Genomic DNA, 12880 nt, shown 5'->3' on the forward strand with positions numbered 1-12880 from the left:
CGCTATTATCAGTGCGATAGCAGAGACCGAAGGAGGCCCCCGGTGGTGCAGGTCGTGCGCCCTAGTGATCCTTCCGAGGAGCTTGGCGCTCCGTCGCTGGACTCGGTCGTCGGCGAGGGTGTCGACGGACGCGTCGTCGGCGATCAGCCGGCAGGCCTCGACGAGTCCGACCCTCGGAGCGGAGAGGTCGGCGACCTCGTTCGACGTCTCTCGCGCATCGAAGGCCAGATCCGCGGCATCAAGCGGATGATCCAGGACGGTCGCGACTGCCGCGACCTCGTGACGCAGTTCGCTGCGGTCTCGCGCGCGCTCGAGCAGGCTGCGTTGAACTACGTCACCTCGGAGCTGGTGTGGTGCGTCGAGCGACCTGACGAGGCCGCTGAGCACGGCTACACGGTCGACGAGCTGCGAAAGCTGCTCGGTCGCCTTCGTTAGTCCGGTCAGCGGGCCGGCGCCCCCGGTATGATTGGTGCGCTATGCGCTCTACCACCTCTACCAGCGATGATCGCCGATCAGCCACCGTCACCGTCGAGTTCGAGAGTGACGAACTCGCCTCCAAGTTCGACGAAGTCCTCGCGCGCCTGCAGCAGCAGGTGCGCCTGCCAGGCTTCCGTCGTGGCAAGATCCCTCGTCAGCTCCTCGTTCGGCGCATCGGCGAAGAGGAGCTGGTGCGCGAGGCTGCGGAGGCGTTGATCGAGGAGCGCGTCGGAGATCTCCTCGCCGAGAGCGGTCTCGACGTGATCGGCCGGCCGGCGTTGGCGCGGGTCGAGGCGCGGCCCGAGGGAGGTGCCGAGGCCGAGCTGCGGGTCGAGCTGCGTCCGAGCGTCGAGGTCGCGGGCTGGCGCGACATCGAGGTGCGGGTTCCGGATCCCCGCTTGACGAGCGAGGAAGTCGATCGCGTGATCCGTGAGATCCTCGAGCAGCGTGCGGAGGTCCGTGACGTCGATCGTCCTGTCGCCGAAGGTGACCAGGTCACCTTGAACGTGTGGCGTGTCGAGTCCGACGGGACCGAGGCGCTCGTCACTCCGGACCTCGTCGTGCGCCTCGGGCGAGGTCAGGTTCCTCGTGACATCGAGGAGGCACTCGTCGGCGCCGTCGTCGGCGCTCGCGTCGAGCGACCGGTGCCACACGAGACGCCGACCGACGCTGGGGCCACGACCGACGCCGAGGCAGGGGAGGCCGGCGATGCCGAGGATGCGTCACCGGCCGACGCGCCGCCCCAGGCCGCCGCGGATGCGCCGAGGGAGCTCTACGAGGTGCGTGCGATCCGGGAGATCGTCGTTCCCGAGGCGACGGACGAGTTGGTGGAGGAGGTCACAGGCCAGCCGACACTGGCGGCCTTGCGCGAGGCCGTCGAAGGAGACCTGCGCTCGGCTCGCCTGCGGCGCGCCCAGGAAGCCTTCGAGGCCGGAGTTCTCGCGGCGCTCCTCGAGAGGACGGAGCCGAAGACGGTGCCGAACACGCTGGTGGACCCCGTCTTTCAGCAGGAGATCCGCCGGTTCGGCTCGTCGCTCGATGCGTCGGGAATCTCGCTGCGTCGCTACCTCGATCTCACCGGCCAGAGCCGCGATGACATCGCGAGGAGCCTGACGGAGCGCTCGGCGGAGACGGTCCTCATCGATCTGGCGCTGCGTGCCATCGCTCGCGACGCGGATCTCGAGGTCACCGACGAGGAGTTGCGCGCGGAGGTCGATCGCTTGGTCGCGACGGGCCAGATTCGCGATCGCGAGGAAGCGGCGCGGCCGGCGATCGAGACCCAGCTCGTCGCTGACGTTTTGTTGCGCAAGGCGCTCGCGCTGCTCCAGCGGGAGGTGCACGTGGTCAGTGAGTCGGGCGAGGCGCTCACCCTCGACGATCTCGAGCTCGCGAACGCCATCGCAGACGTCCTCGGCGATGCGCCTCCGACCGCTGAGGAGGAGCTTCCTGGTTCGATCGCCGAGGAGGCATCGACGCCCGCAGGTTCCGAGACCGACGACGCTCACTAGGATCGCTCTCGTGGATCGACCGCTCGCGCCTCGTAACTACCTCGTCCCGACCGTCATCGAGACCTCGTCTCGGGGCGAGCGGGCTTATGACCTGTACTCGCGGTTGCTGCGCGAGCGCATCATCATCCTCGGCACGCCGATCGATGATGCGGTCGCCAACCTGGTGTGCTCGCAGATGCTCTACCTCGAGTACGAGGACCCCGACCGCGACATCAATCTCTACATCAACTCGCCAGGCGGGGAGATCACCGCACTGTTCGCGATCTACGACACGATGCGCTTCGTGCGACCAGACGTGTCGACCTTCTGCTTCGGTCAGGCGGCCTCGGCGGCGGCCGTCATCTTGGCGGCCGGTGCCAAGGGCAAGCGATTTGCGCTCCCGCACGCGCGCATCCTGCTGCATCAGCCCTACGGCGGTGTCGGCGGCCAGGCGACGGACATCGAAATCCAGGCCAAGGAGATCCTGCGCATGCGCGACCTCCTGAACGAGATGCTGGCCGAAGCGACTGGTCAACCGGTCGAGCGCATCGCCCAGGACACCGATCGCGATTTCGTGCTCGAGGCTCCTCAAGCGGTCGAGTACGGTCTCATCGACGAGGTCGTGGTCGCGCGCGAGGCTCGTTGAACCAGCAGCGGACCCCACCTCCGCGACCATGACGCGCTAGGCTGGACGAGTCCGCACCGTTCGAAGGAAGGTGGGCGATGGCCAAGGTGGGCGACGGGCAAGAGATCGTCAAGTGCAGCTTCTGCGGTCTGTCGCAGAAGCAGGTGCGCAAGCTCATCGCTGGTCCGGGCGTGTACATCTGCGACAAGTGCATCGAGCTGTGCAACGACATCATCTCTGAAGAGTTGGGCGAGCCGAAGCCGGAAGCGGTCACGCAGGAACGACTGCCGAAGCCTGCCGAGATCATGGAGTTCCTGAACGCCTACGTCGTCGGGCAGGAGTCTGCGAAGAAGATCCTCTCCGTCGCGGTCTACAACCACTACAAGCGGATCCGGTCCGGCGCGAAGGATGACGTCGAGCTCCAGAAGTCGAACGTTCTGCTGCTCGGACCGACCGGTTGTGGTAAGACCTTGCTCGCTCAGACGCTCGCGCGCATGCTCAACGTGCCCTTTGCGATCGCCGACGCGACGGCGCTGACCGAAGCCGGCTACGTCGGCGAGGACGTCGAGAACATTTTGCTCAAGCTGATTCAGGCGGCCGACTTCGACGTGAAGCGCGCCGAGACCGGGATCATCTACATCGACGAGATCGACAAGATTGCCCGTAAGGCGGAGAACCCGTCGATCACGCGTGACGTATCGGGCGAGGGTGTCCAGCAGGCGTTGCTCAAGATCCTCGAGGGGACCGTGGCCTCGGTACCGCCCCAGGGTGGTCGCAAGCATCCTCATCAGGAGTTCATCCAGATCGACACCTCGAACATCCTGTTCATCTGCGGTGGTGCGTTTGTCGGTCTGGACGAGATCGTGGCTGCGCGCCTTGGACACCGGGGCATCGGGTTCACCGGCTCGCTCGCCGAGCGCGATGGGGGTGAGAACATCCTCGCCCGGGTCCAACCGGAGGACCTCTTGCGCTTCGGGCTGTTGCCGGAGTTCATCGGACGACTCCCGATCGTGGGCACTATCGAGAACCTCGATCGAGACGCCCTGATCTCGATCCTCACCGAGCCGAAGAACGCGCTCGTGAAGCAGTATCAGAAGGTGCTCGCGATGGACGGCGTCGAGCTGGAGATCACGCCGTCGGCACTCGAGGCGATCGCGGATCTCGCGCTCTTGCGCGGGACCGGTGCGCGCGGCCTCAAGGCGATCATGGAAGAGGTCCTCCTCGACGTGATGTTCGACCTTCCCTCGCGGTCCGATGTCCAGCGCTGTGTGATCGATCGTGACGTCGTGCTCGAGCACGCGGCTCCCACGCTGGTGCCGATCGATCCGGCGAGCGAGCCGCGCCGCCAGGCCTCTTGACGAGCGATCTCGCGCGGTCGGCGGACCCGCGTCGTTGGCTCGGTGAGCTCCCCGACTTCGAGGCCGATCGCAGCGTCACCGTTCATGGCCCTGCCGTGGTGCGGGCCGCCCTCGATGCGCTCGGCGCACCCGACCGGGACCTCGTCGTGGTCAGCGTCGCGGGCACCGCTGGCAAGGGCTCGACGGCGACGCTACTCGCCGCGCTCCTCGCCTCGGTTGGCGTGCGAGCTGCACTGTTCCGATCGCCGCATCTGTGTCGATGGGAGGAGCGGTTCGTCGTCGCGACCGAGCCGGTCGAGGCGGCGGCCATCGACGAGGAGCTCGAGCAGATCCGCCTCGCGAGCGAGGCGGGACTGCTCGTCCCGTTGACGCGGTTCGAGGTCGAGACGGTCCTCGCGGTCCAGCTCGCGGCCCGCGAGGGCTGCGAGGTCCTGGTGGCCGAGGCCGGACTCGGCGCCCGCGAGGACGCCACCAGAGCCCTCGAGCCGGCGCTCGCGATCGTGACCGCCATCGGTGACGATCACCGGGCCGAGCTCGGCCCGACGCTCGAGTCCATCGCCGCTCACGAGCTCGGCATCGCCGCGGGTGCCCCGACGGTCGTGCTCGGCGAGCTCGGCGCCGTCGGGGAACGGGTTGCGGCGAGGCAGCTCGGTGCCGTTCCGAGGGTCCGGCGTCTGGGGATCGATCGAGCCATCGTGGAGCGCCACAGCGGCGTGGCGGGGCAGTCCGTCGTGCTCGACGACGGCCGTGAGCTGCTCTTGCCCTTCATCGGGCGACCGGGTGCGCAGAGCATGGTCCTCGCGGTGGTCGCGCTCGAGGAGCTGCTGTCGATCTCGCTGGAGGCGGCCCATATCGATGCGGTCGCGCGTCGTGCGGTGGTGCCCGGTGTCCCGTGGCTCCATCGGCAGCCGGTTCGTGCGGTGAGCGATCTCGCGCACAATGCCCTCGCGATCCGCGCGCTGGCCGAGACCGTGGCGGAGACGTTCCCGCCCGACCTCACATGGCGGTTGGTCATCGGCCTGACGCATGGCCGCGATCCGCGTGCCGTCTTCGAAGGCCTCGGCACGCTCAAGGTCGACGAGGTCATCGGGGTCGACGTGGGTGTGGCGACGGAGGTGCTTGGCGAGGCGGCGCGCGAGCTGTGGCCGTCGGCGCGCTGGCGGAGCGCGGCGAGCGTGGAGGAGGCGTTGTCCGAGGCGCCGGAGGACGACGTGTGGACGCTCGTGACCGGGAGTCTGCGAATCGTCGCGCCGCTGCGCTGTGCCGAGGCGCCGTCGGGGATCATCGCGGTCGACTAGGCTCCTCGTCCCGTATGCAGCGCACGCTTGTCATCTTGAAGCCCGACGCCGTCGAACGAGGACTCGTCGGGGAGATCCTTGCCCGTCTCGAGGCAAAGGGCCTGCGGTTCGAGCGCCTCGAACTACGCCAGCTCGACAAGGACACGGTGCGGCGTCACTACGCCGAGCACGAGGGGAAGCCGTTCTACGACGGTCTGGTCGGCTTCCTGACGCGCGGCCCCGTCGTGGTCGCGGCGGTGACTGGTCCCGGGGATGCGGTCGGCGCGGTGCGGGCTCTCATGGGTGCCACCGACCCGGCAGTGGCGGCCCCGGGGACGATCCGCGGGGATCTTGCTATGCTCATCGACGAAAATCTGATCCACGGGTCGGACTCGCCGGGCGCAGCCGCTCGTGAGCTCGCGCTCTTCTTCCCGGATCATCAGTAGTAGCTCACCACCGACATGCCTGAGGTCGCGATCGGCCACCACAGGGGAGGTTCCAGATGGCCAGCGTAGGAAAGATGTTCGGACGCGATATCGCCGTCGACCTGGGAACAGCGAACACGCTGGTGTACGTGCGCGGCAAGGGCATCGTCATTTCGGAGCCCTCCGTCGTCGCGATCAACGTCAACGACGGGCGTCCGCTCGCTGTCGGGCTCGAGGCGAAGCGAATGATCGGACGCACGCCATCGAACATCCAGGCCATTCGTCCACTCAAAGACGGGGTCATCGCGGACTTCGAAGTGTGCGAGAAGATGTTGCGCTACTTCATCGGTCGGGTGAGCGCGTCGAAGGTCTCCAAGCCCCGCATGGTGATCTGCGTCCCGAGCGGGATCACCGGTGTGGAGCGCCGTGCGGTCCAGGAGGCGGCGGAGTACGCGGGCGCTCGTAAGCCTGCCTACATCATCGAAGAGCCGATGGCCGCCGCGATCGGCGCGGGTCTCCCGGTGCACGAGCCCACCGGCAACATGGTCGTCGACATCGGCGGTGGAACGACCGAGGTCGCGGTCATCTCCCTTGGTGGCATCGTGACGGCGAAGTCGATCCGCGTCGGCGGCGACGAGATGGACGAGGCCATCATCGCGTTCGTGAAGAAGCACCACTCGCTCGCCCTCGGGGAGCGTACCGCCGAGCAGATCAAGATGACGCTGGCGTCTGCCTACCCGCTCGAGGAAGAGCTGCGGGCGGAGATTCGTGGTCGCGACCTGGTCACCGGTTTGCCGAAGACCATCACCATCACCACCGAGGAGATCCGGGCCGCCATCGAAGAGCCCACCAGCCAGATCGTCGACGCCGTCAAGGCGACGCTCGACGCGACACCGCCGGAGCTCGCCGCCGACATCATGGAGCGCGGGATCGTCCTGACCGGTGGAGGGGCGCTGCTTGCGGGCCTCGATCGGCGGCTGCACGACGAGACCGGCATGCCGATCGTTGTGGCGAAGAACCCGCTCCAGTGCGTCGCGATCGGTTCTGGTCAGTGCCTCGAGGAGTTCGACGCCCTGCGCCAGGTGCTGATCACCTCGTCTCGCTGATCGAGCTCGTGTCGCGACTGCTTGCGAGACCTCGCTCGACCCTGCTCGTCCTGCTCGTCGTCGGGTTGACCCTGGTGACGGTGAGCTTTCGATCGCCGAACGCGTTTCGTTTGGGAACCGTCCGTTCGCTCGTCACTGACCTCGTGAACCCGGTGCGCAACGCCGTCGACGGCGCGTTTCGGCCGTTGGCATCCAGCGTGCGCGGCGCGGTCGACTACCAGCAAGCCGAGGCCGAGATCCGCACACTGAAGGCAGAGGTCGCCCAAGCCGAACTCGCAGCCCGGGAGCACCAAGCTGCTGTGGCACAGCTCGATCAGCTCTCCCGGCTGCTGCACTTGCCGTGGGCGGGCTCCATCCCCGTCCAGCCAGCGGAGGTCATCGGGACCACTCCGTCGAATCTGCAGCTGTCCTTCGTGATCGATCGCGGCAGCGCTGCAGGGGTCGCGGTCGGTAATCCCGTGGTTGGTGGCGGTGGTCTCGTGGGGCGTGTCGTCGCGGTGACGTCGTCGACGGCGACGGTCCTCGAGATCACCGATCCCACGTCGGTCGTCGGCGTGCGGCTCCCCGGGTCGGGTCAGGTCGGTGCGATGACGGGCAGGGGGCTTGGCGCGCCAATGTCGGTCTCGCTCATCCAGCCAGGCACGCCGCTGCGGCGAGGGGCGATCCTCGTCACCTCCGGGCTCCAGGGGGGGCTCTTTCCACCGGGAATCCCGGCGGCGCGCGTCCGGTCGGTCTCGAACCCGTTGAACGCGCTCCAGGAGCAGATCAGCGTTGTTCCGCTCCAGAACCTGTCGTCGCTCGCCTACGTGGATGTGCTGCGTTGGGTGCCGACCTCTGGCAGCGGCGCATGAGGTACCTCCGTGCGCTCGTGGTGCTGGTGCTGCTCGGAACCGCGCTCGTCATCCAGAACACCGGCCTCGGACAGGCGACGATCCTCGGGGTGCACCCAGATCTCGTCATGGCCATGGTGGCCGCGATCGGGGCGGTACGAGGACGCGAGTCGGGCGCCATCGCTGGCTTTGTCGGTGGTATCGCGGTCGACGCCTTCCTGTCGACGCCGTTCGGCCTGTCAGCGTTGATCTACGTCGTCGTCGGGTATCTCGCTGGTGAGGTGGAGCGCATCGACGGCGGCGCACCCCTCGCGGTGCGCTGGATCGTCGTCGGCCTGGCGAGCCTGGTCGGGGAGGGCCTCTTCGTCGTTGCTGAGTTCCTGCTGGGGCTTGCGAATCCTCTTCAGACCAGGCTGGTAGAACAGATCTTGGTCGTTGGCGGCGTCAACTTGGTCATCGCTCCGGTGGTCCTTGGGCTCGTGCGCTTGGCCTTCGTGTCGACGCCGTCGACCGTGAGTTGATCAGGGAGCGTGCGATGCCTCGACGTCGACGTCGCAGCCGTCCGGGCTCACCACCAACCGGCCCGAGGACGTCGTTCCGAGCACGAGTGCTCGGACTTGCGACCCTCGCCCTGTTCGGCGGTCTGCTCGCCCGGCTCTATTCGTTGCAGGTCCTCGAAGCACCGACCTACCAACAGGCGGCGGTCGAGAACTCCGTGCGGACCGTGTCGGTTCCTGCCCCCCGGGGCTTGATCCTCGACCGCAACGGCACGGTCCTCGTCGGCAACCAGGTCGTCGACGTGGTCGGCCTGTCGGCCTACGAGGCATACCTGCATCCGGCGGTCGTTGGTCGGCTCGCCAAGGTGCTCGGATTGAGCGCCGCGCAGGTCAAGGCGGATCTCGCCAACTCCCAGTACTCGACCTACGAGCCCACTCCGATCGCCACGGGCGTCTCGCAGGCGACCGCGGTGTCGATCGAGGAGCACGCGGCCGAGTTTCCAGGCGTGGTCGTGGAGCTCGAGACGCAGCGCACCTACCCACAGGGCGACACGGCGGCCCATATCCTCGGCTACGTGGGTCCGATCTCGCCCTCGCAGCTCGCCAAGCTCGCCAAGTACGGGTACGCGGCGGGAGACCAGGTCGGTCGTGCAGGGGTGGAGGAGACGTTCAACCAGTACCTCCACGGTCGCGCCGGGTCGGAGCAGCTGCTCGTGAACGCATTTGGTCAGGTGGTCGGGGTACGCAAGCGGGTCGCCCCGACGCCCGGCGGCAATCTCGTGCTGTCGATCTCGCTGCCGCTCGAGCGCTATGTCGAGCAGGTGCTCGCGACCCAGGTCCGCAAGCTGTCGAACTCCTACAACAGCTACTTCGGGCGCTACACCGGCAACCTCGGCGGGGCCGCGGTGGTGGAGGATCCGAACAACGGGCAGATCCTCGCCATGGCTTCCTATCCCACGTACAACCCCGAGTGGTGGGTCGGGGGCATCTCGACGCAGCACTACGCGGAGCTGACCAGCGCGTCGGCGAACGACCCGCTGCTCAACCGCGCGATCTCCGCAGCCTTCACCCCCGGCTCGACGTTCAAGCTCGCGACCGCTTCGGCGGCGCTCCAGGACGGGCTGATCACCCCCAGCACGGTCATCGACGACACGGGCCAGTTCCAGATCCCGAACTGCACCGGATCGTTCTGCTCGCTCCACAACTCAGGTGGTGAGGCGCTCGGCCCCATCACCATCACGACCGCGCTCGCTGCCTCGGACGACGTCTTCTTCTACACACTCGGCTACCGCTTCTATACGCAGGCGGCGCAGTTCGGCCAGACGCCGATCCAGAACATGGCGGCTGCGTATGGCTGGGGTAAGCCGACGGGCATCGCGCTCCCCGGCGAGGTCTCGGGCATGGTGGACTCGCCCCAGCTGCGCAAGTACCTCCACGAGCACTATCCACAGGCCTATCCCTACGACACCTGGTACGTGGCCGATCAGCTGGAGATGGCGTTCGGCCAGGGGCTCACCGAGATCACGCCGATCCAGCTCGCCAACGCCTACTCGACGTTCCTGAACGGCGGGACTCGCTACGTTCCCCAGATCGCCCTCGCGGTGACGAACGACCAGGGCCGTGTGATCCAGCGCTTCGCGCCCAAGGTGGCGGGACACGTGACGCTCTCGCCGACGGTGCGCCAGACGCTCATCCAGGGCTACGAGGAAGAGGTCTCCAATCCGCTGGGCACGGGCTACTACGTCTGGCAGGGTTGGCCCGATGCCAGCTACACGATCGCCGGCAAGACCGGGACGGCGTCCGTGTCCGGCCAGGTGCCGAACTCGTGGTACGTCGGCATGGGGCCGATGCAGAACCCGCAGTACGTCGTGGTGGTGGCGATCCCCAATGGAGGGTTCGGCGATCTCGGTGCGGGTCCGGTGGCGCGCGAGATCTTCACGTACCTCCGAGCACACCCGGTCGGCGCCCCGAACTACCAGGTCTCCCACCTCGCTGCGGGATCGATCACGCCAGTCGGGCAGCTCGGCAGGACCTCGGCGGGCTAAACTGCCGGTGAGCGTCCCCTTGGCCTACCCAGCGTGACTGCGAGAGTCCGCTCGCGGTGGGCACGGGGCTTCGGATTCCAGTGGGGCGCGGGGTCGATCGGAGGGTGATGCGGTGAGCAAGCGTGCTCAGCTCCCGTGTCCTCGTGTCGACCCGTGGGACATCGTCTGGGAAGCCGCCATCGCCGCATCCGAATGGACGGCCCCCGACACGAGTTCGATGGTGGTCCGCGGGCCCAGGCGGCGTTCGCGCGTCGGTCTCGATGCGCCCGGTCGCTCGCGCGCCACCCAGCAACCGAGAAGAGGGTTTCATGGTCGATCAGCCAACACCGACGGACCGTGGGGGTGCGGGTCCTGAAGGAGCAGCTCCACCGCCTCCTCCACCACCTCCACCACGAGCGCCAAAGGCTGCCTCAGCGCCGGCCACCTCGAGCGCTCAAGGTCAGGGGCGACGACGTCGGTCGCGAGGAGCTCGCCGCGGCTCAGCGGCGTCGAGCGCTCTCGACGCCACGTCGGAGGCCGTAGCAGAGACCTCGCCAGCCGATCGGCCCGCGAGCGCAGCTGGCGGGCGCCCAGATGGCCTCGGCGACGACGCTCCCGCGAACGGAGCCGACGGCTCTGGGAGCCCGGCTCAGGGGGCCCCGGGTGGAGAGGGTAGTGGCCCATCGGCCGAGGGTTCGCGACGTCGGCGTTCGCGTCGCGGCGGCCGCGGTCGGCGGGGTCAGGGAACCCCGAGCGAGGCCCGGAGCGAGCCGGTGATGATGGAGATCCAGGCGCCGCTCGCCGAGCCCTCCTCGCAGCGTCAGGGGCGCCGTAGGGCCCAGAGTCGCCTCCCGAGGGAGCGGCGTGGCCGACCGGTCGGGCGCTACCAGATGGCCGTGCATGTCCACGGGGACGTCACGCACGTCGCGATTCTCGAGGGTCGCAGCTTGATCCAGCACGCGGTCTCTCGCGCGAGCGACACCGAGACGAGCGTGGTGGGCAACATCTATCTCGGACGGGTGGTGAACGTGCTACCCGGCATGGAGGCCGCGTTCATCGACATCGGCACGGCGAAGAACGCGGTGCTCTACCGCGGCGACGTGCGCTACGAGCGCGAGGATCTCGAGGGACTCGGTGACGGCGCCCGCATCGAGCAGCTGCTGCGTCCGAAGCAGGTGATCGTGTGCCAGGCGGTGAAGAACCCGATCGCGCACAAGGGCGCGCGCCTCACGCAGGAGGTGTCACTCCCGGGGCGTTTCGCGGTGCTGGTGCCGGGTCAGCGGTCGGTGGGCATCTCGAAGCGCCTCCCAGACCAGGAGCGACGGCGTCTGCGAGGGCTCGTCGAGGATCTCGTGCCCGAGGGTTTCGGCGTGATTCTGCGCACTGCTGCTGAGGGCGCGACCCGAGCGGAACTCGAGCGCGACATCACGCAGCTCGTCGGGATGTGGCAGCGCATCGACGAGCTGGCACGAACTGAGCACGCTCCAGCCCTGCTCTACCAGGAGCCCCCAGCAGCGGTCCGCGTCATCCGCGAGGAGTTCTCGCAGGAGTTCCGCTCGGTCGCGATCGATGACCGAGCGCTCTACGAGGACGTCGCGCGCTACGTCCAGACGATCTCGCCCGAGCTCGCCGACCGTGTCGAGTACTACGACGCCGAGGCAGAGGGCGTTCCGATCTTTCAGCGTTACCACGTTCAGCACCAGCTCGCCAAGGCGCTCGAGCGCACGGTCTGGTTGCCGAGCGGCGGATCGCTCGTCATCGATCGCGCAGAAGCGCTCACCGTCATCGACGTCAACACGGCCCGCAACGTCGGGGCGGTGTCACTGGAGGAGACGATCCACCGCAACAATCTCGAGGCGGTCGAGGAGATCGCTCGGCAGCTCCGACTCCGCGACATCGGCGGGATCATCGTGATCGACGTCGTGGACATGGTGGACCCGCAGAACCGTGACGACGTGATGCGGGCGTTCCGAGCAGCCCTTGCTCGCGACAAGACGAGAACCCACGTCTACGACATGAGCCCGCTGGGTCTCATCCAGATGACCCGGCAGCGCATCAGTGAGGGCCTCGTGGAGTCGCTCTCGTCGACGTGCCCGACCTGCCATGGCCAAGGCTACGTCCTGGACGAGGATGTGGTCGCGAGCCGCTAGGCTCGTGCGAGCTATGGACGCAATCATCTCAACCGGGGGCCGCCAAGAGCGGGTGCGCGAGGGGGACGAGGTCCTCCTCGACCTCCAGTCGTTCGAGGGCTCCTCGGCGCGGCTCACTCCACTGGCGATCATCGACGGTGACGAGGTTCTCGTCGCCCCGGCTCAGCTCGAGGGAGCCTATGTCGAGGTCGACATCGTCGGGGTGGCCAAGGGTCCCAAGGTTCGAGGGTTCACCTACAAGGCCAAGGCGAACGAGCGTCGCCGTTACGGCCATCGTCAGCGGTACGTCCGTGTGCGCGTGACGAGTGTCCACGTCGAGCGCGCGGCGGCAGTGGAGAGGACTGCGTAGCCATGTCGAAGACCAAGGGTGGCGGATCGACGAAGAACGGTCGCGACTCGAATGCGCAGCGACTCGGCGTCAAGGCATTCGGTGGCGAGACCGTGAAGGCGGGCTCCATCATCGTGCGTCAGCGCGGGACACGATTCTTCCCGGGCCACAACGTCGGTCGAGGGCGTGACGATACGTTGTTCGCACTCGCCGCGGGCCAGGTTCGCTTCGGCGTTCGTCGTGGTCGTCGCGTCGTCGACGTCGAGCCCGCCGGGGAGTCGCTCGGCTAGGCGGCC

General features: G+C 67.7%; 13 protein-coding genes. All 13 read left to right on the plus strand.

Annotated features, from left to right (window positions below; genetic code table 11):
• Positions 1–42: 42 nt before the first annotated feature.
• The 13 genes from AFER_RS10870 (at position 43) to rpmA (ending at position 12874) form a co-directional block, all read left to right on the plus strand.
• The gene (locus tag AFER_RS10870) at positions 43–435 is read left to right on the plus strand and encodes a metal-sensitive transcriptional regulator (protein ID WP_015798197.1); all 393 of its coding nucleotides are present in this window, start codon (positions 43–45) and stop codon (positions 433–435) included.
• Between the two features lie 41 nt (positions 436–476).
• Complete coding sequence (tig, locus tag AFER_RS03915; protein ID WP_015798198.1) at positions 477–1985, plus strand: trigger factor; 1509 nt, start codon at positions 477–479, stop codon at positions 1983–1985.
• A 10-nt stretch (positions 1986–1995) separates the two neighbouring features.
• Positions 1996–2610, plus strand: coding sequence for an ATP-dependent Clp protease proteolytic subunit (locus AFER_RS03920; RefSeq protein ID WP_015798199.1), 615 nt, complete (start codon positions 1996–1998; stop codon positions 2608–2610).
• A 77-nt stretch (positions 2611–2687) separates the two neighbouring features.
• The gene (gene clpX / locus AFER_RS03925; protein WP_015798200.1) at positions 2688–3947 is read left to right on the plus strand and encodes an ATP-dependent Clp protease ATP-binding subunit ClpX; all 1260 of its coding nucleotides are present in this window, start codon (positions 2688–2690) and stop codon (positions 3945–3947) included.
• A complete protein-coding gene (locus AFER_RS10875) occupies positions 3944–5245 on the plus strand; it encodes a bifunctional folylpolyglutamate synthase/dihydrofolate synthase (protein WP_015798201.1) in 1302 nt (433 codons plus the stop codon). Before clpX ends, AFER_RS10875 begins: the two co-directional genes overlap by 4 nt.
• Positions 5246–5259: 14 nt before the next feature.
• Entirely contained in the window at positions 5260–5670 is a 411-nt protein-coding gene (ndk, locus tag AFER_RS03935; protein ID WP_015798202.1) for a nucleoside-diphosphate kinase, read from the plus strand.
• 56 nt (positions 5671–5726) lie between these two features.
• Positions 5727–6755, plus strand: a complete 1029-nt coding sequence (locus tag AFER_RS03940) for a rod shape-determining protein (protein WP_015798203.1) — start codon at positions 5727–5729, stop codon at positions 6753–6755.
• A gap of 8 nt (positions 6756–6763) precedes the next feature.
• On the plus strand, positions 6764–7606 hold the full coding sequence (mreC, locus tag AFER_RS10880; RefSeq protein WP_015798204.1) for a rod shape-determining protein MreC: 843 nt from the start codon (positions 6764–6766) through the stop codon (positions 7604–7606).
• Positions 7603–8106: a rod shape-determining protein MreD gene (gene mreD / locus AFER_RS03950; RefSeq protein WP_015798205.1), complete on the plus strand. Its 504-nt coding sequence runs from the start codon at positions 7603–7605 to the stop codon at positions 8104–8106. Before mreC ends, mreD begins: the two co-directional genes overlap by 4 nt.
• A gap of 14 nt (positions 8107–8120) precedes the next feature.
• Positions 8121–10127, plus strand: coding sequence for a penicillin-binding protein 2 (mrdA, locus tag AFER_RS03955; RefSeq protein WP_083769236.1), 2007 nt, complete (start codon positions 8121–8123; stop codon positions 10125–10127).
• Between the two features lie 755 nt (positions 10128–10882).
• Entirely contained in the window at positions 10883–12256 is a 1374-nt protein-coding gene (locus AFER_RS03965; protein ID WP_015798207.1) for an Rne/Rng family ribonuclease, read from the plus strand.
• Positions 12257–12269: 13 nt separating this feature from the next.
• Entirely contained in the window at positions 12270–12605 is a 336-nt protein-coding gene (gene rplU, locus AFER_RS03970) for a 50S ribosomal protein L21 (RefSeq protein ID WP_015798208.1), read from the plus strand.
• A 2-nt stretch (positions 12606–12607) separates the two neighbouring features.
• Positions 12608–12874, plus strand: a complete 267-nt coding sequence (gene rpmA / locus AFER_RS03975; protein WP_015798209.1) for a 50S ribosomal protein L27 — start codon at positions 12608–12610, stop codon at positions 12872–12874.
• Positions 12875–12880: the final 6 nt, after the last annotated feature.

The organism is Acidimicrobium ferrooxidans DSM 10331 (assembly GCF_000023265.1).
GTDB lineage: Bacteria > Actinomycetota > Acidimicrobiia > Acidimicrobiales > Acidimicrobiaceae > Acidimicrobium > Acidimicrobium ferrooxidans.